Raw genomic sequence first — 22,623 nt, forward strand, 5'->3', positions numbered from 1 at the left:
TAGCTAAGCCAGCCTTTTGCTTTGTAGGCTAGGGCTGGCTTTTATTAGGTAAATTATCAGTTTAAGCGCGTTTCTTACTGGCTACATCCATCCAAACCGCCAATAGCAAGATGCTACCTTTGATGATGGATTGCCAATATGTTGGTACATCCATCATGCTCATGCCGTTGTCTAAACTAGCCATAATAAATGCGCCCATCACTGCGCCAAATACTGTGCCCACCCCACCGGCTAAACTGGTGCCGCCAATCACACATGCCGCAATGGCGTCTAACTCGGCAATGTTACCAGCAGATGGAGAACCCGCGCCTAAACGAGAGGCCAAAATTAAGCCCGCCACGCCCACCAATAAGCCATTAATGGCAAATACTGATAGCTTGGTGCGCTCAACGTTGATACCAGATAAACGGCTGGCTTCAAGATTGCCACCAATGGCGTAAATGCGGCGACCAAAGGCGGTTTTCTTGGCCATAAAGGCAGCGGCAAACATCAGCACAACCAGTAACAATACGGGAGTGGGAACACCGCGGTAGTCGTTTAATAGTAATACCGTGCCTAGGGCGAAGATGGCAATCAGGCCAAACTTGAATATATCGCCGGTGACGGGGTTATTGCTTAGTTTGTGCTCTGAGCGAGTTTTACGCAGTTTGCCTTGCCAAGCAAAGAAGACAGCTAACGCACCTACGGTGGTGATTAGTGAGAACATGTCTGGCAAATAGCTTTGGCCAATAATGCCCATATCTGGGGTTGTTGGAGCAACGGTGCTACCGCCAGTAATGCCGATTAAAATCCCCCTAAAGGCCAGTAAGCCGGCTAGCGTAACGATAAACGATGGTACTTTGCGGTAGGCTACCCACCAACCGTTCCACAGGCCAAGTAAAAAGCCAGCACTTAAAGTAAGCACAATGGTGAGTGGTAAAGGTAGTTGCCACCATACATCCATAATGGCTGCGGCGCCGCCTAATAGGCCCATCATCGAGCCAACCGATAAATCAATCTCTGCCGAGATGATGACAAACACCATGCCAATAGCAAGTATGCCGGTAATGGCCGTTTGGCGTAGTAAGTTAGAAATATTACGTGGGGTAAGATAGCTGCCCTCGGTGGCGAAGTAGAAAAACAGCATAATTACCGCGATAGCTGCAAACATCACCAATACTTGTAACTTCATTTTCTTTAAGTTGTTCATCAAGCCCACCTTCGTATTGGTGTCACTGATAGTTGTTTCTTGACTAGACATGTTTGTTACTCCTCGGCCAACGCGCAGTCCATCACCATTTCTTGGCTCAGGTTTTGATTGTCTAGAAGGCCTTTCAATTTACCTTCATGCATCACTAATACTCGGTCACTAATGCCTAATACTTCCGGCAATTCGGAGGACACCATAATGATGCTGATCCCTTGTTTAACCAATTGATACATCAGCTTATAAATTTCATATTTTGCCCCTACATCGATGCCTCTTGTGGGTTCATCAAGGATCAAAATACGCGGTTGTAATAATAAAAATTTGGCTAAAATAGCTTTTTGTTGGTTGCCTCCGCTGAGGCTTTTTATGGCCAACTCTGGGGATGCTGTTTTTACTTTAAGGCGTTGAATGGATTGTTCTATGGCTGCTTGTTCAGCAGATTCATTGACGGTTTGGCCTAAGCCACTAAACATGTTTAAACCGGCTAGGGTAATGTTTTGACCCACTCCCATAATTGGCACAATACCATGGCGTTTACGATCTTCTGGCACCATGGCAATGCCGTGATTTAAAGCATCGCGATTGTGGCGAATTTTTATCGGTTTTCCATCTAATTCCACAGGGCATTGGTAAATACCTTCGTAAGAACCAAATAAACATTGCATAAGTTCGGTACGACCCGACCCCACTAAACCTGCTACGCCCAAAATCTCGCCCTTACGCAGACTAAAACTTACTTGGTCTACTTGTTTAAGATTGGACGACTTGCTCAATTGGGCGTTAACCGGCCCAACCTTGAGGATCGCGTCGCCAATAGGGTGTTCTTCACGGGGAAATAGCTGTTTAAGCTCACGGCCTACCATCATGCTAATAATGTCGTCGGTAGACATGTGTTTAGCATCTTGAGTTCCAATGTGCTCACCATCGCGAATGATGCAGATTCGGTCAGAAATTTCTTTCACTTCGGTGAGCTTGTGGGAGATGTAAACACAGCTCACACCTTCACTGCGTAGCTGTTTAACAATGTCTAACAGTACCCGTGTTTCGGATTCAGTTAGTGGCGCGCTTGGTTCATCTAGCACTAATACTTCGGCTTTTTTAGATAAGGCCTTGGCAATTTCTACCAGTTGCTGTTGGCCAACCCCTAATTCCCGAATAAGTGTGTCGGGGGAAACATCAAGTTTTACTCGTTTGAGCAAATCTTCGGTTTGCTTAAACATCGCGCTGTGATCGAGCACGCCGTAACTGGTGATTTCGGCACCAAGAAAAATGTTTTCTAAAATAGACAGTTCTTTAACTAGCGTAAGCTCTTGGTGAATGATGGCAATGCCTTTTGCCTCGCTATCGCGAATATTGCGCGAAACAAGCGGCTCGCCTTTATAAATGATTTGTCCTTCGTAACTACCATGGGGGTGAACGCCGGTTAGCACCTTCATTAAGGTGGACTTCCCAGAGCCGTTCTCGCCGCAAAGCGAGACAACTTCGCCACGTTCTAAATTGAAATTAACCCCATTAAGCGCAATCACTCCGGAGAATTTTTTAACGATGTCAGACATCATCAATAAGCTGCTTTGGCTCATCTTAACTCCTAATAAAAAGGGCGAGGCGTTGGCCCCACCCTTTTTTACTGCGTAGTGAATAGTGCTTGTTGGTTATTGATATACGTCTGCTTTGCTATGGAAGCCGTCGGCAATTACTGTTTGATCAATATTCGACTTATCTACAGGAATTGGCGTAAGTAGGTAAGAAGGTACATCTTTAGTACCGTTGTTTAGGCTAGAGTTCGACTCTGGCATTTGGCCGTTGCCCATTTGCACTGCCAGCTCTGCTGCTGTAGTGGCGAGCAGTTTAATTGGCTTGTAAATGGTCATGGTTTGGGTTCCAGCTACCACGCGGCGGCTAGCGGCTAAATCGGCGTCTTGACCAGAAATATGAACCTTACCAGCTAGACCTTGTGCGTCTAATGCTTGAATCGCACCACCTGCAGTAGAGTCATTAGAGGCAACAACTACGTCGATGTTGTTATCGTTAGCAGTTAAGGCATTTTCCATGATTTTTAGGGCATTCTCGGCTAACCAACCATCAACCCATTGGTCACCCACCACTTTAATATCACCTTTGTCGATCAGTGGCTGCAGTATGTTCATCTGCCCTTGGCGGAATAACTTAGCGTTGTTATCAACCGGTGAGCCGCCCATTAGGAAGAAGTTTCCGTCGGCTTTACGCTCAATCAGTGCTTGAGCTTGTAGCTCGCCCACTTTTTCATTGTCGAAAGACAAGTAGAAATCGATATCGGCATTGTTGATCAAGCGATCGTAGGCTAATACCCGAATACCTTCGGATTTAGCTTCCGCAATCACGTTAGACAATACTTTGCCGTTGTAGGGAATAATGACCAATACGTCTACGCCACGAGAAATCATGTTCTCAATCTGAGAGATCTGGGCGGTTTCATTACTGTTGGACGATTGAACATATACTTTGGCACCAAGTTCCTCGGCTTTCTCAACAAAAAAGTCTCGGTCTTTTTGCCAGCGCTCTAAGCGAAGATCATCGATGGCCATACCAATTTTAACGGTTTTGGCAAATACTGGGGCGGAAACGGCTAACGCGACTGCGCACAATAGAGTGGTCAGTTTTTTCATGTTTTGGCTCCTTGCTTTATAGCTTGTTTTATATTTTTTAGCTAATTGTAGGGTGTAGAGGTAATCCCAAAAACTCATTCCTCGTGAACCAGATTAGGCTTATAAGATACACTCACCAATGATGCTTTTTCATACAGCTATAATGTTTATTCACATTAAGTGTCACTCTGTGATGGGTTTCAAGAAAACGTTTTCTCAAAGGTGCAGCTTTTTAAGAATTACTAAAAGTTGGCACTATAGTTGAGTCACACTTTTACTTATATTTTATTAATTTGATAATAAAATTAATAAGAGGGCGGAGGAAGAAAGTTTGAAATTTTTATAATAAGCTGCTGAAAATAAAGATATTGTCATTTTTCACAAAGAGATTTAAGTGAAAGCTTTAGTTTCACTTAAAACGCAGGGAAAAGCTCATATTAGCTGTGATGTTGAAACTCGCCGATTAACTCAATTTGAGCCGCTTGCTCACTAAATGCCTTTAGCGTATCTAAACCCGGCGCTTGCTCTGGAGTATATTGTTTGGCCATGGCGTTGATCCACTGTAAACCAAATTCACTTTCGTAAGCTGAGCTAAGCACACAACTTACTTGGTTAGCTTGTGCTTGGTCGATAATGCTGGCACAAGTTCGCCAAGGGCCTAATAAACTGGGTTTAATGACTAAGCAGCGCAAACCTTCGAAGTAATGATAGCGGTAGCTACTGTCTTGTAAGGTTTCATCTAAGCCAATGCCTACGCCTGTGCGCTGGGCTAACAACTCACACTGTTGGCTATTCATTAGCGGTTCTTCAATATAGTCGATGCGGCTAAGATCGATATTCTCTAAAACAAAAATCGCTTGGTTCCATATCCAGCCGCGGTTTGCATCTAAACGTAGCTGTAAATCAGGATAACTGTGCTGTAGTTGCTGAATCAGTTCTAGATCTTGTTTGGGGGATTGGCGAGCCACTTTTAACTTGGCTAGATTACCAGATTGAGAGTCTAGGACTTGTTGGCAGTGAGCGAAGTCGCCATTAAGTAGTGGGTAGCCAGAAACGATGGCAGTAGTTGGTGGTAACCCTGCCATCGCGCAGTCAATACCAAAGGCAACACTTGGATACAACTTACGCTGAACATGCCCTTGTAAATAGTCGGTAATTTGCTGCTCTGCTTGCGCTAATGTTTCTTCGCTAAAACCGGGCAGAGGGGCTATTTCTCCACGTCCCAAGCGGCCATCACGAAAGCGAATTTCGAGGTAAAGACCTTGGCGTTGCTTATGTTTTAGAGAACCAAGCTGTATGGGTTCAACAAATGCTTGGGTATAGCGACTTAAGGTAGCACTTTGCCAGTTACAGAGCATGCTGAGACCTCTCAAATACTAGAAGTGATGAAGCACTCATCACTCTGCAAATTTATCACTTTGTACGGAATGGCCGCAATAGCAAATATGCGATTTATTATTATGCTTTAGTGGGTGTTTTTAAGCTGGTTGAGTGGTGCAAGTGAGCTATTTGAGTGGTGCGAGTGGACTAGGTTAAATGAAGAGTGGGGCAGAATACTCGCTGAAGCATACGAGGATTCTGCCCTTCACCATTGCCGTTAAGGATTACGTTTAAATTTACTAAACTCAGGCGGGCGTTTTTCGTTAAAGGCGTTACGGCCTTCTTGGCCTTCTTCTGTCATGTAGAACAGCATGGTGGCGTTGCCCGCGAGTTCTTGCAAGCCCGCTTGGCCATCACAGTCAGCATTGAGTGCAGCTTTTAAACAGCGCAGGGCCATAGGGCTGTTTTGCAACATCTCACGACACCACTGCACGGTTTCTTTTTCTAGCTCTGCATAGGGCACTACGGTGTTCACTAAGCCCATATCAAGCGCTTCTTTTGCATCATACATGCGACATAAAAACCAAATTTCACGCGCTTTCTTTTGGCCAACTATGCGCGCCATGTAACTGGCTCCCCAGCCACCATCAAAAGAGCCTACTTTAGGACCAGTTTGGCCAAATTTGGCGTTGTCGGCAGCAATGGTTAAGTCACACATCATGTGTAATACATGGCCACCACCTACAGCGTAACCAGCTACCATGGCTACCACAGGTTTAGGGCAGGTACGAATTTGGCGTTGAAAATCTAATACATTTAGGTGATGTGTCCCTTGGTCATCTTTATAGCCGCCGTAATCACCACGTACCGATTGGTCGCCGCCTGAACAAAAAGCCAGTTCACCTTCGCCAGTAAGAATAATCACACCTACTTCTGGGTCGATGCGGGCGTCGTTTAAGGCATGCATCATTTCTTGAACCGTTAAAGGACGAAATGCGTTGCGAACTTGCGGGCGGTTAATGGTGATCTTGGCTATGCCGCAGGCGGACTTATGGTAGCGAATATCTTCGTATCCATTGTCGGCATCCTGCCAAGTTACTGCTGAGCTATCAATTTGGGTCATTCTCTTCTCTATCATTATTTAGGACACTGGACAGTTGTTCGAGAAACAGTGTCGGTTGTTCAAAATGGCAATTGTGCCCAGCGCCTTCAATGATGTGACATTTAAGGCGCGGGTAATCTTGTTGTAGCTGTTTGGCTAGCGCTTGGTATTTATTGTCTAGGCTTCCACCAATAAAATCTAGCGGCATTTTTAACTGACCAAGTTGCCGACTCAGATCTTGCTGCAAACCCAAGCTGGTTGCGCGCAATGTTGCGGCAATGCCTTGTCGGTCTTGATGTTGGCGGCGTTGGATAAGCTGCTGCCGCTGCTGGCTAGTTAGGTTGGCAAATACTGCTTGCTGGTACCATTCGTTGATTAGCGTATCCAGAGGCTCAGTTAACCAGCGGTCTGCCCAGCGGTTGTCATGTACTAAGCGTTGCTGGCGTGCATCTTCATCACTTAAGCCAGTGTTGGCAGATTCGATAACCAATCGTTCAATACCTTTGGGGGCGAGTAAAGCATGTTGCAGCGCTAAGCGGCCACCTAGGCTGTAACCCACTAAATGGTAATGGGCGATTTTAAGGCGCTTTAAGCATGTGGTGAGCTGGTGGCTAAAATCTTTAAAGGCATTGCGTGGTTTAAGCCGTTGTTGGGCGCTCATACCATGGCCGGCAATGTCTACGGTTACACAATAGTAGTGCTGGCTAAGTGCTGCAATTTGCGCTTGCCAGTCGCTACCGCTACCTAGAAATCCATGCAAAAAAACTAAACAGGGATGTTGACTTTGTCCGTAAACACTAAAGTGCATCGTGGCTGGCTACCTGACTAATTAAAGATTGATAACGCGCACTGGCATCGCCTGGAGTAAAGCAGACTTCAATCAAGCTGGCTCCGGCTTGCTGCTGTGCACGCTCAAAAGCATGGTCGAATTGTTCGAAATTTACCACCTGTTGATAAGCTAAATTGAAGGTGGCTGCCGCTGCGGCAAAGTCGGCCTGATGAGGCAACTGGTAATACTGTTTGCTTAGCTGTTGCTCTTGCGGGCCAGTTGATAGTGCTGGCAATAGGTTAAATATTTCACCGCCGTTATTGTTAAACAGCACTATCACTAGATTTTGCTGGCTATTAGCGGCAAGGCTTAAGGAGTTTAAGTCATGCAATAACGAGGTATCGCCAATCACCAAAATACATGTTTGTTGCAGACCTTCGGCAATTCCCACGCTGGTGGCTAATAAACCATCAATGCCCGATGCCCCTCGGTTGGCAAAGTAATGCTCCGCTTGGCAGGGCTGGCCAAGTAGTTCAAACAAACGCACGACCATGCTATTGCCCATAAATAGCGTTGATCGCGGTTTTTGCTGTGCCGAAATTTGTGCGCATATCGCTAGCTCAGAGTAATCGAGTAAGGCAGCATTAACCTTCTCGCTAATGGCGTGTTGAGCTTGGGTCCATCGCTCTAAATACTGCTGGCTACTGGTGCTTGTCTTAGCTGGATGAGCGTGTAGCCAAGCTTGGGCGCTGCATCGCCAGCGCTGCTGGATACCTTGGCCGGGGTTTACCCGCTGCGCTGATTGATCAATTAGATAGTACTTTGCTGAGCTCTTAGCCAGCCATTGGTTGAGGCGTTTCGACACCAGCTTGCCACCAAACTGAATTATCAGTTCGGCTTGTACTTGTTCGGCAAATCGCGAGTTGGCGAGTAATAGCTCAGCGTGTTGAATCAGCCCTGTGCCTTCTTCAGCTGTTTGCCAATGGCTTTGGCAATCGACTACCACTGGCCAGCCTGTTAGCTGCGCCCAAGCGATAATGGCTTGGCTTTGCTCGGCTGTTTGCTGGCCTATTATTACCAAAACTTTGGACTTTTCGAGTAGCTCTGGCCACTGCTGACTAACTAACGGCTGGGAGGTATTAGGATGTTGTTGGTAATAGGGCGAGCCGCTGTTTATCCAAGCTTCAAGTTGCTTATAAAGTGCAGTTAAATCTTGTTTAGCTTGTTCAGGGTAAAAGGGTTCACGGTAAGGACAGTTTATATGCACTGGGCCAGGCGTTTGTTGCTGCAGCGCTAAGGCATGACCTAGCTCGCTGAGCATATTGGCTAGTGAAGCATCAACACTGGGTTCGGCTAGTTGGCCGCTATATACCGGGTAGTTGGCAAAAATTCCCCGCTGTTCTATGGCTTGATTAGCACCAACAGCCACAAGCTCCTGCGGTCGGTCGGCGCTAAGCACTAACAATGGAATGCTTGACTGCTTTGCCTCAACCACCGCCGGGTAAAGATTAGCAACCGCACTGCCCGAGGTGGTGATAATGGCTACAGTTTGCTGACGAGCCTTACTTAAACCCAAAGCAAAAAAGCCTAAACCGCGTTCGTCAAAGTGGCAATGGCTAGTGGCTTTAGGGTGTTTAGCCACCGCTAAAGTTAATGGCGTAGAGCGAGAGCCGGGGGCGATACAAAAGTGCTCAATGCCGTGGCGAATGCAATCTTCAATTAAGCACTCAGCCCAGGCAATATTAATGTTCTTAATCAAGGAGTAGGTCCTTATCTACCAGCTGCAATACCGTGGCGATTTTGTGGTTAAGTTCTTGCCATTCTTGCTCGGCTTGTGAGCCTGCCACGATCCCTGCTCCGGCAAAGGTACTTAAATGTTGAGGAGTAACTAAGGCGCTACGAATAGCCACCGAAAACTCGCTTTGTGCGCCGCTTAACCAGCCAACAGCACCAGCATACCAGCCACGGGCATAGCCTTCGTTTTTTAGAATATATTGCACCGCAGAAGAACGTGGCAAGCCGCCTACTGCAGGGGTGGGGTGTAAGGCCTGCAATAACGAGCGGTCATCTAAGGCAGGGCTAATACGGGCTTGAATGCGGCGTTTTAAGTGCTGCACTCTATCTAGCTTTAGCAATTCTAGATTATCTAAGGTGCGCACATGCAGGCTTAGCTCTTTTAAGCGGCGGGTTAAATCATCCACTACCAGTTGGTTTTCTAGTTTATTTTTGGCGTCTTCTAGTAGCTGTTCGCCCAGCTGAGTATCTAGCTCGCTGGTTTCTCCTCGCGGCGCAGTGCCGGCTAAGGCTTCACTGACCAATTGGCTGCCTTCACGAGAATACAAACGCTCAGGACTGCAGCCTAAAAAGCTAGTTACCCCATCAAACTGAAATAAAAAGCTGTAGCAGTTACGTTCTTTTTGTTGCCATTGTTGTAGCAAAGAAAAAGCGTTTATTTCGGCGTTTAGTTGCAAATTGGTTTGCCGAGACAACACCACTTTGGCGGTGTGTTGTTGAAAATCTTCGCTGGTTACTTGCTTCACCAAGTGCTGCCATTGTTCGCGACTGGGTTGGTCTTGGCGAGACAAGGCTTTAAGTGGTGTGTGCTGCAGGGCTTGTGCTGGTTTTAAGGCAGCAAAGGCTTTTTCGATGCGCTGATATTCTAGCTCTGGTTGATGTTCAAAATTAGCATTGATGAACAAGCGGGTATATTCGCCGTCACAACGAATTTCAAAGCGCGGTAGAATAAAGCGGCGATGTGGAAAGCTAGACCACAGAGCACTTTGGCGAGCAAAGGCAATGCCGCCATAAAAGCGCAGCTGGTTATTGCGTGGGTCTAATTGGTCACACACCGATTGCAGCTGTTCTAAGTCGAGCACCGATTTAGCCGCACCCACAAAGGCAACTTGTTGCTGGCGTTTGTTTTTCCAGTAACCGCGGGTGGTGTGTTGTTGCTGGTTAAGCCAGGCGAGAAGATCGAGCTTTGGCAGTTTTATACAAACCTGCTGAAAACCCTGCTGCGGCAATAGCCTAAGCTGGTTTATGGCATTTTGAAACTGGCTAGCAGTGAGTCTCACCTTAACTATTCCTGCTCTATTACACCGTTTCAATGTAGCTGTTTTTGTTACAAGTTTATAGTCAGATTTGGCTCAGCCTTGATGCTGAGCAATAATAGGCGCTAAGTTCTTATCTTAATGTTGAATATTACTTTGAAATCATGGCTTCATGCGGCGCGTTTACGCACCTTGCCTTTAGCGAGCGCGTCGATCATTTTAGGTTCTGCACTGGCGTATTCTGAGGGAATCTTTGCTTGGCCAGTGTTGCTGCTGGCTTTGCTAACGGCCTTATTGCTGCAAATTCTTTCCAATTTAGCCAATGACTATGGCGATGCGGTAAGTGGTGTTGATGATGATACTCGAGTGGGCCCCGCTCGTGCGATTCAAGCTGGGTTGTTGACTAAGCAGCAAATGTTTCGAGCGATTACGCTGGTTGCCCTGCTGGCAGTGTTAAGCGGTATTGCACTACTGGCGGTAAGTTTGGGCAGTAATCCGCAGGCTTGGTTAGGGTTTATTGCTTTGGGTGGGCTGTCGATTGTTGCGGCTATGGCCTACACCATGGGCTCTCGACCATACGGTTATCGTGGTTTTGGTGATATTAGCGTTTTTTTGTTCTTTGGTTTGCTGGGCGTAATGGGCTCTTATTACTTGCATACTCAGAGCCTGAGTTGGCCGGTCATGATGATAGCGGCAGCTAATGGTTTGCTAGCGACAGCAGTGCTCAATATTAATAATTTGCGAGACTTTTCGCCTGATAAAGCTGCTGGAAAGCTCACCTTGGCGGTGCGCTTAGGTGAGCGTAATGCCCGTCGTTACCACTTGGTTTTGGTGGCGCTGGCTTTATTGCTATTTGCCAGCTTTATTATTTGGCAAAGTAGCGCTAATTTTGCTTGGCTGTGTTTGTTGCCTGCTTTAGTCTTAATGAAGGTAACCAAAACAGTGATGCTGGCGCGCCAGCATCAGTTATTGGACAAGCAATTGCAGCTCACCGCCAAGCTAAGTTTTTTCATCGCCTTGTTGTTTAGCCTTGGTTTGCAGTTTCAATACTAAGGGCTGTCGATCTTTCGCGGTTAAGTTTTGTCCTCGAAAATCAGCTAGAAAGTTCAACAGCCGCTAAAGCCTTATCGCCAAATGACACACAATATTCACATTTAATCTACGCAAGGTGGATAAAAAGCGTTGAGCCTAGTCCTTGGCCTTTGCTAAGGTAGCTACAGACGTTTTGGAGGATTATCGATGCGCAAGATAGGGATCATCTTGCTGCCAGCCCTAGCAATTGCAGGCCCTAGTTTGGCCAACATGCAGCCTGCCAAGTGGTATAGTGCAGACGGAGTAGGTGTTGTACCTAGTATTGAAGTATTAGGTTTATACGACAGCAACCTTACCAACAGTAATACTGACCAAATTTCTTCTTGGGGAACCATTGTCTCGCCAGCCATTGCTGCTATTTCTGAGCAAGAAAAAAGCACTTATTATGCGGCATATCGCTTGGTGTGGGGCGAGTACTTCGACAGCTCTGAAGATAACTTTTTAGATCACCACCTACGGGTAAATGGCGAATGGGAGTTTAGCGCTCGCCAACGCGCTAAATTGCGCTACGATTTTCGTCGCGACCACGACCAACGTGGTGAAGGTATTTCCTCTGGTGTCGGTGGCGTGATTGACGAACCCGTGCAATATAACCTGCATTGGCTGCATGGTTTATATGGCTTTGGTGCCAGAAGCGCTACCGCGCAGATTGAGTTAGAAGCCAATGCGCGCCAACTGGATTACCAAAACTTTCGCGAAGTTACTCAGTATCGCGATCGCAATGCTTTTGACGGTAGCGCGCGCTTCTTTTATCGAGTGTCGTCAGCCACCCGCTTATTGGCTGAGCTTAAAGCCGGAAAAAGTGACTATAAAACCATCGAACCAAATACGCCAAGTCGCGATTTTAACGACTTACTTGGCTTTGTTGGTGGAGATTGGGCGATAACCGGAAAAACGAAAGGTCGTGCCAAAATCGGTTGGCAACAGCGTGACTTTAAAGAAGGTGAACGTGAAAAGTTTAGCGATTTAAGTTGGTCGCTCGCAGCCGATTGGTCGCCTCGCACCTACTCTACTTTTAGTGTGGAAGGTGGTCGACAAGCCAAAGCTCCAGAGCAAGGCGGTGATGTTATCGACAATACCAACATCACCCTAGACTGGGAGCATTACTGGCAAGATCGCCTAGCTACAACCTTTACGGTTGGTTACGACAACAACGATTATGTGGGCGTAGAACGGCAAGATAAAATTTATGAAGGGCGGGTAGGCGTGAGCTACCAATTCCGTCGCTGGCTAGAAATTTCACTTTGGCAGCTATGGAGAGATAAAGATTCTACGCTTCAGGCCGTTACCTATGATAAGCAAGTTACCAGTCTTAAGTTGAGACTGAGTTTATGATCAAGGATTAAGTTATGCGAAAACACATTGCGCGCCTTAAAAAAGGACTAGTTTTACTAGTCGGCGTGCTGTGTTTTTCTTCGCATGCTGAAACGGTGAGCAACTACCGTTTAGCGGCAGGCGATAGCTTTAGAGTGAGTGTATACGGTGAGCCAGAGCTTAGCTTGGAAACCCGTTTATCTGATGACGGGTTTATTCGTTACCCGTTTTTAGGTGAAATAAGAGTGCGTGGCCTTACCCTCACCGAGTTGCAGTTACAGATCCAAAATGGCCTAAAGGGTGACTATTTAGTTGACCCAATGGTGCAAGTTACCATGGTTGAATACCGGCCCTTTTTTATTAATGGTGAAGTGGCTCGCCCAGGGGCATACCCTTATCAACCCGGCTTAACGGTAAATCGTGCTATCACTCTTGCTGGTGGTTTTACCGAGCGTGCCGGTAAAAGCAAAATTACTATACAAGCAGAAGGGGCGACTCCCGATGAGCGCGAGCGAGTAAGCCTTGAAGACCGGGTTTCTGCTGGTGATGTTCTTAATATTCCGCAAAGTTTCTTCTAATCCCATTGTTGGCTTACGCCAAATGCCTATCTAAACCTGTTAGCCTAGTTTTAAGCAAAATAGCGAATATCATCATTGGCTTTCTTAATATCACTATTGTGGTTTGGCTTTTTCGGCCCTATACTCGGCTCTCTTGTCGGAGTGCCGAAAGGCTGAGACCACGGTTAGCTAAGCTACGTTGTGTGGGATCCGTATAACTTGATCAGGATAATGCCTGCGCAGGGAACAAGATAAGTAATCAATTCCTTCTGTTACTACTAGTGTAAAAAATACACTCTTGGTCTAACATTTGGTTACTTTTCCTACATCCGACAAGCCTCATTACTTAAATTTTTATTTAGAGGCCAGTCATGTCAAGACGCGAAACTCGAGCTGCAGCAGAACAATACATTAATAACCTGCAAGGCCAACCTTTTCCAAATTCAGAAAAAATCTATATTCAGGGAAGTCGTGACGATATCCAAGTTGCCATGCGCCAAATTAACCTGTCTGACAGTTTAGTTGGCGGCACCAAAGAAGAACCTACCTTTGAGCCTAACGAGCCGGTACGCGTTTACGATACTTCGGGTATCTACACCGACGAAAACGCAGAGTTAGATGTTCATAAAGGTTTGCCACAACTGCGTAAAGCTTGGATTGAAGAGCGTGGCGATACTGAAGAGTTAGCGGGTTTAAGCTCTAACTTCTCGCAGCAGCGCTTGGCAGATGAAGGCCTTGATCATATTCGTTTCGAAAACCTACCAACGCCACGTAAAGCTAAACTAGGCAAAACCGTCACCCAGCTGCACTATGCTCGCCAAGGCATCGTTACCCCAGAGATGGAGTACATTGCTATTCGTGAAAACATGGGCCGCGACAAAATCCGTGAAGAGTTGTTAGCCGAGCAACAAAAAGGCCATTCCTTTGGTGCCTCATTGCCAGAGCACATCACTGGTGAGTTTGTTCGTGATGAAGTGGCACGAGGCCGCGCGATTATTCCGTCTAACATTAACCACGCCGAAGCCGAGCCAATGATTATTGGTCGTAACTTCTTGGTTAAGGTGAATGCCAACATTGGTAACTCAGCGGTAACTTCTTCGATTGAAGAAGAAGTTGAAAAGCTAGTATGGGCAAGCCGTTGGGGCGCCGATACGGTAATGGATTTATCTACTGGCCGTTATATTCACGAAACCCGCGAATGGGTGATTCGTAACTCTCCTGTGCCAATTGGTACTGTGCCTATCTACCAAGCCTTAGAAAAAGTAAACGGCGTTGCCGAAGACCTTACTTGGGAAGTGTTCCGTGACACGCTGATTGAGCAAGCGGAGCAAGGGGTGGATTACTTCACGATTCACGCAGGTGTATTGCTGCGTTACGTGCCAATGACCGCTAAGCGAGTTACTGGCATTGTATCGCGTGGTGGCTCAATTATGGCTAAGTGGTGTTTAGCCCACCATAAAGAAAGCTTCTTGTATGAGCGTTTTCGCGAGATTTGTGAAATTTGTGCCGCCTACGATGTATCACTGTCGCTAGGTGATGGCATGCGTCCTGGTTCGATTGCCGACGCCAACGATGAAGCCCAGTTTGCTGAGCTAGAAACCTTAGGTGAGCTAACAAAAGTGGCTTGGGAATACGATGTTCAAGTGATTATTGAAGGCCCTGGCCATGTGCCAATGCAAATGATTAAAGAGAACATGGAAAAGCAATTAGAAGAGTGTCATGAAGCACCGTTCTATACGCTTGGTCCATTAATCACCGACATCTCTCCTGGCTACGACCACTTTTCATCGGGCATTGGTGCTGCAATGATCGGTTGGTTTGGCTGTGCCATGTTGTGTTACGTAACCCCTAAAGAACACTTAGGTTTACCTAACAAAGAAGACGTGAAGCAAGGCATGATTGCTTACAAAATCGCTGCTCATGCGGCTGATTTAGCCAAAGGTCATACTGGCGCGCAAATTCGGGATAATGCGATGAGTAAAGCGCGTTTCGAGTTCCGCTGGGAAGATCAGTTTAACCTAGCCTTAGACCCAGACACTGCGCGTGCCTATCACGATGAAGCCTTACCACAAGAGTCGGCTAAAGTGGCTCACTTCTGTTCAATGTGTGGACCTAAGTTCTGCTCAATGAAAATCTCTCAAGAAGTGCGTGATTATGCCAACGAGCTGGAAATTAAAATGATTGACGAGCCATTGGCCGATTTAGGTTTTGTGGCCGACGGTATGGCAGAAAAATCTGCTGAATTTAGAAACAAAGGTGCCGAGATTTACCACTCGCCACTGCGCGCCGAGACCAGCGATGAAGTTTAAGCTGGAAACTGCTGAAGGTTTGCGCCCGCAAATTTGGACTATCGCAGGTAGCGATAGTTGTGCGGGTGCAGGCTTGCAAGCTGACTTGCTAACTGCCCATGATCTTGAGGTGGAGTGCGCCACCGCAGTAACAGCGATAACTGCGCAAAACATTAAGGGAGTGACGGCTATTCAGCCGTCTTCACCTGAACTGTTAGCGGCGCAACTAGATGCGCTTGCGGCCACCAACCCCGCTAAAGTGATTAAGATTGGCATGTTGGGCAGTGCAGAATTAGTGCGTGTTGTGGCAGATAAAATTGCCACTTATAAGGCGACTTGGGCCGAGCCTCCGTTGGTGGTGTGTGACCCAGTGTTAGTAGCCAGTTCAGGGGCAAACCTAGCCTTGGACGATCTGATGCAAGCCTTACCGGCACTATTAGCACAAACCGATGTGTTAACACCAAATGCCTCAGAGCTAGCGACCTTAAGTGGCGTGGCGCTAAATAGTGTGGCTGAGCTAAAACAAGCTTGCGCAGTTTTGCTTAAGCAGGGCGTTAAAGCGGTGTGGGCCAAAGGTGGACACTTAGCGTTAACCCCCAAGGTAGCTTTGGATTATTTCACTGATGGCCAGCGTGAAATTGTATTGTCTAGTCCCATGATTGACGCACCGCATACCCATGGTACCGGCTGTACTTTAGCCTCTGCCTTAGCTTCTGCATTAGCGCATGATTTTTTCATGGAAGACGCTTTGGTGATTGCTAAAGCCTATGTTTATCAAGGCTTAAAACAGGTTACTGGACGTGGCAATCTAGCCCATCTTGGGTGGCCCACAGAGCGGGTAAATTTCCCACGAGTTGAGTCGGCACAAACCGAGTTGGGTAAGCAATTTTGCTTAAGTGAGTCTTGGCCAGAGGCCGTGCCTTTTGCGCGCTGTGACACTAATAAGCTGGGTGTTTATCCTGTTGTAGATAGTGTTGAGTGGATTGAACGCTTGCTTACTATGGGCATTAAAACCATTCAGCTGCGGATTAAAGACAAAGCCGATGCCGACGTTGAAGCTGATGTTAAACGTGCCATTGATTTGGGGCACCAACATCAAGCGCGTTTGTTTATTAATGACTACTGGCAACTGGCGGTTAAGCATGGTGCTTATGGTGTGCATTTAGGCCAAGAAGATTTAGAAGTGGCCGACTTGCAACAAATTGCTGCCGCAGGTTTGCGTTTGGGCATTAGTACCCATGGTTATTTTGAATTGCTACGTGCTAGCCAGCTGCAACCAAGTTATATTGCACTTGGACACATTTTCCCTACTACAACCAAGGATATGCCATCTAAGCCGCAAGGTTTAGCTAAACTCAGCCGTTATGCTCAGTTGATGCAAGATTACCCCTTGGTAGCCATTGGAGGCATCGACTTGCCTCGAGCGAAACAAGTTTGGCAATGTGGTGTGGGCAGTGTGGCAGTGGTACGGGCAATTACCGAAGCAGCAGATCCGGTTGCGGCAGTTGCTGAGCTAGAAGCCATTGTCAGCCAATAAATAGCCAGTCAGCATTAGGAAGCACTATGAGCCAAACCAGCAAGCAATCAACCTTAAGCGATCAAGAAGTTCTTCGTTATAGCCGTCATCTGTTACTTAAGGATGTTGGCGAAGCGGGGCAGCTCAAGTTAAAGAGTGCGCAGGTATTGCTGGTTGGTATGGGCGGATTGGGCGCACCTGCAGCCTTGTATTTGGCTGCGGCTGGTGTTGGAAAATTAGTGTTGGCAGATTTTGATGAAGTAGACAGCTCTAATTTACAGCGCCAAGTCTTGTACCGAGAAGACGATATTAAACAGCCTAAAGTCGTGGCGGCTAAGCAGCATTTGCAAGCTCTAAACTCAAACATTCAGGTGCGAACCGTTAACCGTAAAATGGATGAGATGTTGCTGGCCATGGAAGTGGCTCAAGCCGATGTAGTGCTTGATTGCAGTGACAACATCGCTACCCGTTATGCGGTAAACCAAGCTTGTGTTAAGGCCAAAGTGCCACTAGTTAGCGGAGCTGCGGTTGCCTTTGATGGACAGTTAATGGTGTTTGATTTTCGTCAGGCTGAACAAGGCTGCTATCACTGCCTATTTCCTAATGCCAGTGAACAGCAACTCAACTGCAGTAATGCCGGTATTCTTGGCCCAGTTGTAGGCACCATTGGTAGCTTGCAAGCCTTAGAAACGATTAAGTTGATAGCGGGCACTCCTTCTGCTCAACGCGGTCGTTTTTCCAGTTTTGATGCGCATAGCCTTGAATGGTTTCACCTTAAAGTGAACGCCGATGCAAACTGTCCGGTATGTGGAAAAGATAAACAAACATCATGATTAATATTGAATTTAATGGTCAAGCACAGTCGCTTGATGCTGAGCTCAACATTGAGCAACTATTAGCATTACACCAGCAAGCACCCGAAGGCATTGCGGTGGTGCTTAATGGCAACATTGTGACTCGCAGCGAGTGGGCAAGCACTAAGCTGGCAGACCAAGCCAAAGTAAGAGTATTTCGCGCCATTGCTGGCGGATAAGAGGAAGCCTTGTGTTAAAGATTGCAGATAAGAGTTTTACCAGCCGTTTGTTTACCGGCACTGGCAAATTTGCGACCCCACAGTTAATGAGCCAAAGTATTCAAGCCAGCGGTAGCCAGCTAGTTACCATGGCGATGAAACGTGTCGATGCGCAAGACCAGCAAGACGATATTCTGGCTCCGCTTATTCAAGCTGGGGTGAATCTATTGCCTAATACCTCGGGGGCACGTAACGCAGAAGAAGCGATTTTTGCCGCCCAGTTAGCCCGAGAAGCTCTAGGCACTAATTGGCTCAAATTAGAAATTCATCCAGATCCTAAGTACTTAATGCCCGATCCTATCGAAACCTTAGCCGCAGCAGAGAAGCTAGTGGAGCAAGGTTTTGTGGTGTTGCCTTATGTGCATGCTGACCCAGTATTATGCAAACGCCTTGAAGATGTTGGTTGTGCTGCGGTGATGCCCTTAGGCGCGCCTATTGGCACCAACAAAGGGCTGCGTAGCCGCGATTTCTTAGAGATTATTATTGAGCAAGCCAATGTACCGGTAGTGGTTGATGCGGGTATTGGAGCGCCCTCAGATGCTGCACTGGCTATGGAGTTAGGCGCAGATGCAGTGTTGGTTAATACTGCTATGGCTGTGGCTAAAGATCCAGTAGCAATGGCTAAGGCATTCGCTCAAGCGGTTGAGGCTGGCCGTAGTGCCTACTTGGCAGGTTTGGGCGCAGAGTTGCGTCACGCCGAGGCATCGAGTCCTCTCACTGCATTTTTAGATACTTTGTAATTAGAGAAGCCCATGAGTTTTGCTGAGCAATTAGCCCGTTACGACAATACCGCTGTTCATATGGCAATAAACAGTAAAACCGCTGCTGATGTAGAGCGAGCGCTGGCCAAAGATAAGCTGGACCTTGATGACTTTCAGGCGCTTATTTCACCGGCTGCTGAAGCCTATATTGAGCTGATGGCGCAGCGCAGTATGCGTTTAACTCAGCAGCGCTTTGGCAAAACTCAGCAATTCTATATCCCTTTATATCTCAGCAATATGTGCAGCAATGTTTGTGACTATTGTGGCTTTTCCATGGGTAACAAAATTCGTCGCGTCACCTTAGATATGGCGCAGTTAGACGCTGAGCTAGAAGCCATTAAGCAGCTTGGCTTTGACCACATTCTATTGGTTACCGGTGAGTCGGAACGTAAAGTAGGTATGGATTACTTTCGCGAAGTTCTGCCAAGGATTAAGGCGCGTTTTTCTCATGTTTCTATGGAAGTTCAGCCTCTTGAGCAAGACGAGTATGAGGAGTTGATTAGCCTTGGCTTAGACGCGGTGATGGTTTATCAAGAAACCTATAATCGCCACCGCTATGCCGAGGTTCATCCTAAGGGTAAAAAACGCGATTTCGATTTTCGTCTTGCTACTCCTGAACGTTTAGGAGAGGCGGGTATTCGCAAAATGGGCATTGGTGCACTCATTGGTTTGGATGAATGGCGCAGTGACTGTTTTTATGTGGCTGCTCATTTGCAATATTTGGAGCGCAAATATTGGCGGAGTAAGTTTTCAATTTCTTTTCCACGTTTGCGCCCTTGTGAAGGCGGCTTTCAGCCAAAATCGGTGATGACCGACAAACAATTAGTACAACTTATTTGTGCTTATCGTTTGTTTAACCCAGATGTTGAGCTGTCGCTATCTACCCGAGAGTCTGAGCACTTCCGTAATCATGCTATTCCACTTGGCATTACCAGCATGAGTGCATTTTCGAGCACTCAACCTGGAGGTTATGCTGACGATAGCACCAAAGCGCTTGAACAGTTTGAAATCAGCGACGAACGCCGCCCAGAAGTAGTCGCCGATGCAGTAAAGCAAGCTGGCTACCAAGTGGTGTGGAAAGACTGGGATCGGGTACTAGGCTAGTGCAAGTATTTTGCTTCTAGCTGTTCTAGTGCCCCTTGCTCTAGTAGTAGCTTAAGTTGCTGATTAAAGCGCTCTACTAACTCAAGGTCTACTTGTTGTTTACTAAACGCTAGATACACCGGTACTTGTCCCAAGGCAGGTTTAATCAGCTTGATACTGTCTGCTTGGCCCTCCTGCATGGCAACTAACTTAGCTTGGCGACTGTCGGTGGCAATCATGTCTAGTCGTCCGCGCAATAACGATTTAACCAACCCTTCTACACTGTTGTGTTTCTCAACGTCGAATACTTGCTGACTTAGCGCATTATCAAAACTCGGTGAGATGCGGGCATTGCGAACTTTTCCTATACGATAGTCATCTAGCTCGGCATAGTCACCAGAGAACTGATTTCCTTGCCAAGAGCTATGTGCAATTAAATGCTGGTCTAGCAGTAAAAACGCCGTATCAGGATAATAAAAATACGCTTCACGGTCGGGAGTTCGCATAGTGGGAATCAAGCCCTGGCTTTGGTGGCTTTTTACTTTAGCAAACGCGCGGGCCCAGTTACTTATTTCAAAGTTGGCTTCAACATCTAATTTTTCAAAGCTTTGTTGAATCAATTCTACAATGATCCCTTCGGCCTTACCTTGAGCATTGAGCATTATATAAGGTGGAAAAACAAAGCTTTGTATATCGATGGTTTTTGCTTGGCACAGGCCAGAGCTGATGATTAGTAAGAAAACTGCGAGTCGTCTCATTTGAGTCCTCATCCTTGAGCTTGCCGCAAAGTATAAAGAATCATGCTAAGGTATGCGACTTTAAACAGCCGTAATTAACCCATTAGTGTGCTGTTTTCGTGACAATATAAGAGGTGGAATGTGTTAAAGAAATTACTAGTAGCCGTAACGCTAGTACTTGCTGTAGTAAGTAGCGCAATGGCCGAGAAGCAAACAGTAGGCGCCGCCGAGCACGTAAAAGTAGTAGAAGCCAACTTAAGGTTTTTAACTCGAATTGATACCGGAGCGGCTAGCACTTCTTTGCATGCGGAAGACATGCGAGTTATCGACGGTGAAAACATTGACCCTGCTGACTACAGCGAGGCCGAACAGAAGTCGGTAGTGCGACCACTCATGCGCAAGAACATTGGTAAATATTTGCAGTTTACTACCGAGAACGAACATGGTGAAAAGCACCAAGGTAAAGCCTTAATTACCGATGTTGCAGCGGTGCGTAACTCTCAAGGTCTAGAGATTCGCTACAAAGTTGCCTTGGCGATTGCCTGGCAAGGGCAGGCAAAAACCGTAGATGTTAATTTACGCGATCGCAGCAAAATGCATTACAAATTGCTGATTGGCCGTAACTGGCTAGAAGGTGATTACTTGGTCGATGTAGAACTCAACAAAAACCTCAAATAGCCTCAATTATAAGGTTTGGTGAACCCTAACAAAACGCGCAAAGCGGGGTTTGCCATGTTCGGTGAGCCCGTTATAGCGATACTCAACCAAGCTGCCAATAGGTGGTGGATCGGCGCGCAATTGATCGCTTAAACCACTGCCTATTTTAAACTGCCGGCCCTGTTGGTCTTGAACTACCAAAGCTCCAAGCATGCCACGGTATTTGCCTTTGCCATCACTATACGCAATGACTTTAGCCTCGGCATCTTGGTAGCTTTTGTATTTAATGAGCGCATTGCTGCGTGTTGGAAGATACATTGATTTAGGGTCGCGCAGCATTAACCCTTCGCCACCCTCAGCACTGATTTTAGCCAACTGCTGCTCTAGTTTTGGTCGCCCTGGGTAGGCACGATAAACTGGCACACGCATAAAGTCGCTTGCACTGCTAAGGGTTTGTAAATGGCGGTAGCGCTGTTGGTAAGGGCCAGGATAGTTGGGTAAATCAAACACCACAAATTGAACTTGTTGCCATTTGTTTAAGTTTACATCTTGTTGTTTGATTAGGCTGACTAGATCACTAAATTGGCCTCTGCCTAACCAAAGCTCTCCATCTACCGCCACTTCTGGTAGTTGTTTGCTTAAGGCGCTGGGAAGGTCAATCACGTGGCCGGCTCGACTAAATAATTGCTTGCCGTCCCAATACGCCCTTACGCCATCGTATTTTTCACATACCCAGTAATCTTGAAGGTCTAAGCCCTGTTGGTAATCACTAGCTAATACCAATGCTGGCGGTTGTGGTGTTTTTGCTAATAGCGGATACGAGCTAAAAAAAAGCATACATAGGCTAAGCTTGGTGCTAAACGAACGATCCATGTTCTACCTGTAATGAGTTAATTGTTATTAATGGTAGTGCAATTTAAGGTAGGTCGCTAGGGCTAGTTGTTATTTAGTCGAGCTTTATTGGCTAATTTGTTGCAACGATGAGCCATTGAGAAGTGATTTGTATAAAGCCTTCATCTCAGGGCTCGATTGTGATTACGCCCAAACAGTTCGGTTTATGTTTGCCCTTAGTAGCAAGGAGAAGAAAATGGCTCAACATTATCAAGGCCAGTGCCACTGCGGTGCGGTTAAATTTAGCCTACGCACCAGTCTAGAGTCTGCGCTGCGTTGTAATTGCAGTTTGTGTAAGCGTAAGGGAGCTGTGATGCTAACCGCGGAAGAAGACAGTTTTGAGCTGTTGCAAGGTGAGCAGGCCTTAAGTTTGTATCAGTGGAATACCCAAATAGCGAAGCATTACTTTTGTAAGCACTGCGGAATTTATACTTTCCACAACCCTCGTTCTGCGCCAGAGCTTACTCGGGTAAATGCAGGTTGTTTGGAAAGTATCGACCCATTGAGCTTAATGGTGAGTTTGGTAAAAGGTGCGGAGTTATCTACTGAGCCAAAATAAAAAAAGCCGACGCTAAGCGTCGGCTAACTTAATACAAATAAG

At 46.7% G+C, this 22,623-nt stretch carries 21 protein-coding genes and 1 riboswitch; of the genes, 11 read left to right on the forward strand and 10 right to left on the reverse strand.

Features of this window, described 5'->3' with window-relative positions:
• Positions 1-61: 61 nt before the first annotated feature.
• The 8 genes from LQZ07_RS02390 to LQZ07_RS02425 form a co-directional block, all read right to left on the reverse strand.
• A complete protein-coding gene (locus LQZ07_RS02390; protein WP_016403161.1) occupies positions 62-1,240 on the reverse strand; it encodes a sugar ABC transporter permease in 1,179 nt (392 codons plus the stop codon).
• A gap of 5 nt (positions 1,241-1,245) precedes the next feature.
• On the reverse strand, positions 1,246-2,769 hold the full coding sequence (locus LQZ07_RS02395; protein WP_152783031.1) for a xylose ABC transporter ATP-binding protein: 1,524 nt from the start codon (positions 2,767-2,769) through the stop codon (positions 1,246-1,248).
• A 72-nt stretch (positions 2,770-2,841) separates the two neighbouring features.
• Positions 2,842-3,834: a D-xylose ABC transporter substrate-binding protein gene (xylF, locus tag LQZ07_RS02400; RefSeq protein ID WP_016402013.1), complete on the reverse strand. Its 993-nt coding sequence runs from the start codon at positions 3,832-3,834 to the stop codon at positions 2,842-2,844.
• Positions 3,835-4,250: 416 nt separating this feature from the next.
• Positions 4,251-5,171, reverse strand: coding sequence for an o-succinylbenzoate synthase (menC, locus tag LQZ07_RS02405; protein ID WP_152783033.1), 921 nt, complete (start codon positions 5,169-5,171; stop codon positions 4,251-4,253).
• A gap of 239 nt (positions 5,172-5,410) precedes the next feature.
• Positions 5,411-6,256: a 1,4-dihydroxy-2-naphthoyl-CoA synthase gene (gene menB / locus LQZ07_RS02410; RefSeq protein WP_016402011.1), complete on the reverse strand. Its 846-nt coding sequence runs from the start codon at positions 6,254-6,256 to the stop codon at positions 5,411-5,413.
• Entirely contained in the window at positions 6,243-7,043 is an 801-nt protein-coding gene (menH, locus tag LQZ07_RS02415; RefSeq protein WP_152783035.1) for a 2-succinyl-6-hydroxy-2,4-cyclohexadiene-1-carboxylate synthase, read from the reverse strand. The genes menB and menH overlap by 14 nt, the downstream gene beginning before the upstream one ends.
• Positions 7,033-8,763: a 2-succinyl-5-enolpyruvyl-6-hydroxy-3-cyclohexene-1-carboxylic-acid synthase gene (gene menD, locus LQZ07_RS02420; RefSeq protein ID WP_152783037.1), complete on the reverse strand. Its 1,731-nt coding sequence runs from the start codon at positions 8,761-8,763 to the stop codon at positions 7,033-7,035. The genes menH and menD overlap by 11 nt, the downstream gene beginning before the upstream one ends.
• The gene (locus LQZ07_RS02425; RefSeq protein WP_194164142.1) at positions 8,756-10,078 is read right to left on the reverse strand and encodes an isochorismate synthase MenF; all 1,323 of its coding nucleotides are present in this window, start codon (positions 10,076-10,078) and stop codon (positions 8,756-8,758) included. Before LQZ07_RS02425 ends, menD begins: the two co-directional genes overlap by 8 nt.
• Before the next feature lie 132 nt (positions 10,079-10,210).
• On the opposite strand from LQZ07_RS02425, the gene LQZ07_RS02430 reads away from it, so the two are divergent.
• The 9 genes from LQZ07_RS02430 (at position 10,211) to thiH (ending at position 19,758) form a co-directional block, all read left to right on the forward strand.
• A complete protein-coding gene (locus tag LQZ07_RS02430) occupies positions 10,211-11,107 on the forward strand; it encodes a 1,4-dihydroxy-2-naphthoate polyprenyltransferase (protein WP_249483482.1) in 897 nt (298 codons plus the stop codon).
• 186 nt (positions 11,108-11,293) lie between these two features.
• Positions 11,294-12,481, forward strand: a complete 1,188-nt coding sequence (locus LQZ07_RS02435; RefSeq protein ID WP_152783043.1) for an outer membrane beta-barrel protein — start codon at positions 11,294-11,296, stop codon at positions 12,479-12,481.
• Positions 12,482-12,495: 14 nt separating this feature from the next.
• A complete protein-coding gene (locus LQZ07_RS02440) occupies positions 12,496-13,038 on the forward strand; it encodes a polysaccharide biosynthesis/export family protein (RefSeq protein ID WP_152783045.1) in 543 nt (180 codons plus the stop codon).
• Between the two features lie 127 nt (positions 13,039-13,165).
• A riboswitch (TPP riboswitch) is annotated at positions 13,166-13,280 on the forward strand.
• Positions 13,281-13,388: 108 nt separating this feature from the next.
• Positions 13,389-15,326, forward strand: coding sequence for a phosphomethylpyrimidine synthase ThiC (thiC, locus tag LQZ07_RS02445; RefSeq protein WP_152783047.1), 1,938 nt, complete (start codon positions 13,389-13,391; stop codon positions 15,324-15,326).
• On the forward strand, positions 15,316-16,842 hold the full coding sequence (gene thiE / locus LQZ07_RS02450; RefSeq protein ID WP_152783049.1) for a thiamine phosphate synthase: 1,527 nt from the start codon (positions 15,316-15,318) through the stop codon (positions 16,840-16,842). The genes thiC and thiE overlap by 11 nt, the downstream gene beginning before the upstream one ends.
• Positions 16,843-16,868: 26 nt before the next feature.
• Positions 16,869-17,654, forward strand: a complete 786-nt coding sequence (locus LQZ07_RS02455) for a molybdopterin-synthase adenylyltransferase MoeB (RefSeq protein ID WP_152783051.1) — start codon at positions 16,869-16,871, stop codon at positions 17,652-17,654.
• Positions 17,651-17,854 carry a sulfur carrier protein ThiS gene (gene thiS / locus LQZ07_RS02460; RefSeq protein ID WP_016402001.1) on the forward strand — a complete coding sequence of 68 codons (204 nt, stop codon included), beginning with the start codon at positions 17,651-17,653 and terminating at the stop codon, positions 17,852-17,854. The genes LQZ07_RS02455 and thiS overlap by 4 nt, the downstream gene beginning before the upstream one ends.
• Before the next feature lie 11 nt (positions 17,855-17,865).
• On the forward strand, positions 17,866-18,633 hold the full coding sequence (locus LQZ07_RS02465; protein WP_220719979.1) for a thiazole synthase: 768 nt from the start codon (positions 17,866-17,868) through the stop codon (positions 18,631-18,633).
• A 12-nt stretch (positions 18,634-18,645) separates the two neighbouring features.
• Positions 18,646-19,758 (forward strand): 2-iminoacetate synthase ThiH, encoded by a 1,113-nt coding sequence (thiH, locus tag LQZ07_RS02470; RefSeq protein WP_152783053.1) that lies wholly within the window; start codon positions 18,646-18,648, stop codon positions 19,756-19,758.
• On the opposite strand, the gene LQZ07_RS02475 is transcribed toward thiH, so the two are convergent.
• Entirely contained in the window at positions 19,755-20,495 is a 741-nt protein-coding gene (locus LQZ07_RS02475) for an ABC transporter substrate-binding protein (protein ID WP_194164143.1), read from the reverse strand. The two genes, thiH and LQZ07_RS02475, sit on opposite strands and share 4 nt — an antisense overlap.
• Positions 20,496-20,615: 120 nt before the next feature.
• Here LQZ07_RS02475 and LQZ07_RS02480 point away from each other — a divergent pair, with 120 nt between their 5' ends.
• Positions 20,616-21,152, forward strand: a complete 537-nt coding sequence (locus LQZ07_RS02480) for a RimK/LysX family protein (protein ID WP_016401997.1) — start codon at positions 20,616-20,618, stop codon at positions 21,150-21,152.
• A gap of 6 nt (positions 21,153-21,158) precedes the next feature.
• Here the strand turns inward: LQZ07_RS02480 and LQZ07_RS02485 are convergent, their stop codons facing one another.
• The gene (locus tag LQZ07_RS02485; RefSeq protein ID WP_152783057.1) at positions 21,159-22,004 is read right to left on the reverse strand and encodes a DNA ligase; all 846 of its coding nucleotides are present in this window, start codon (positions 22,002-22,004) and stop codon (positions 21,159-21,161) included.
• Between the two features lie 214 nt (positions 22,005-22,218).
• Between LQZ07_RS02485 and LQZ07_RS02490 the strand changes: the two genes are divergently transcribed.
• Entirely contained in the window at positions 22,219-22,581 is a 363-nt protein-coding gene (locus tag LQZ07_RS02490; protein WP_152783059.1) for a GFA family protein, read from the forward strand.
• Positions 22,582-22,623: the final 42 nt, after the last annotated feature.

Origin of the sequence: Agarivorans sp. B2Z047 (assembly GCF_023373605.1) — a bacterium.
Classification (GTDB): domain Bacteria; phylum Pseudomonadota; class Gammaproteobacteria; order Enterobacterales; family Celerinatantimonadaceae; genus Agarivorans; species Agarivorans albus.

Bases quoted from the DNA above. Each gene is read 5' to 3' on its own strand.
- LQZ07_RS02390 (WP_016403161.1), bottom strand. From the start codon at position 1,240: ATGTCTAGTCAAGAAACAACTATCAGTGACACCAATACGAAGGTGGGC.
- LQZ07_RS02395 (WP_152783031.1), bottom strand. From the start codon at position 2,769: ATGAGCCAAAGCAGCTTATTGATGATGTCTGACATCGTTAAAAAATTC.
- xylF (WP_016402013.1), bottom strand. From the start codon at position 3,834: ATGAAAAAACTGACCACTCTATTGTGCGCAGTCGCGTTAGCCGTTTCC.
- menC (WP_152783033.1), bottom strand. From the start codon at position 5,171: ATGCTCTGTAACTGGCAAAGTGCTACCTTAAGTCGCTATACCCAAGCA.
- menB (WP_016402011.1), bottom strand. From the start codon at position 6,256: ATGACCCAAATTGATAGCTCAGCAGTAACTTGGCAGGATGCCGACAAT.
- menH (WP_152783035.1), bottom strand. From the start codon at position 7,043: ATGCACTTTAGTGTTTACGGACAAAGTCAACATCCCTGTTTAGTTTTT.
- LQZ07_RS02435 (WP_152783043.1), top strand. From the start codon at position 11,294: ATGCGCAAGATAGGGATCATCTTGCTGCCAGCCCTAGCAATTGCAGGC.
- LQZ07_RS02440 (WP_152783045.1), top strand. From the start codon at position 12,496: ATGCGAAAACACATTGCGCGCCTTAAAAAAGGACTAGTTTTACTAGTC.
- thiC (WP_152783047.1), top strand. From the start codon at position 13,389: ATGTCAAGACGCGAAACTCGAGCTGCAGCAGAACAATACATTAATAAC.
- thiE (WP_152783049.1), top strand. From the start codon at position 15,316: ATGAAGTTTAAGCTGGAAACTGCTGAAGGTTTGCGCCCGCAAATTTGG.
- LQZ07_RS02455 (WP_152783051.1), top strand. From the start codon at position 16,869: ATGAGCCAAACCAGCAAGCAATCAACCTTAAGCGATCAAGAAGTTCTT.
- thiS (WP_016402001.1), top strand. From the start codon at position 17,651: ATGATTAATATTGAATTTAATGGTCAAGCACAGTCGCTTGATGCTGAG.
- thiH (WP_152783053.1), top strand. From the start codon at position 18,646: ATGAGTTTTGCTGAGCAATTAGCCCGTTACGACAATACCGCTGTTCAT.
- LQZ07_RS02475 (WP_194164143.1), bottom strand. From the start codon at position 20,495: ATGAGACGACTCGCAGTTTTCTTACTAATCATCAGCTCTGGCCTGTGC.
- LQZ07_RS02485 (WP_152783057.1), bottom strand. From the start codon at position 22,004: ATGGATCGTTCGTTTAGCACCAAGCTTAGCCTATGTATGCTTTTTTTT.
- LQZ07_RS02490 (WP_152783059.1), top strand. From the start codon at position 22,219: ATGGCTCAACATTATCAAGGCCAGTGCCACTGCGGTGCGGTTAAATTT.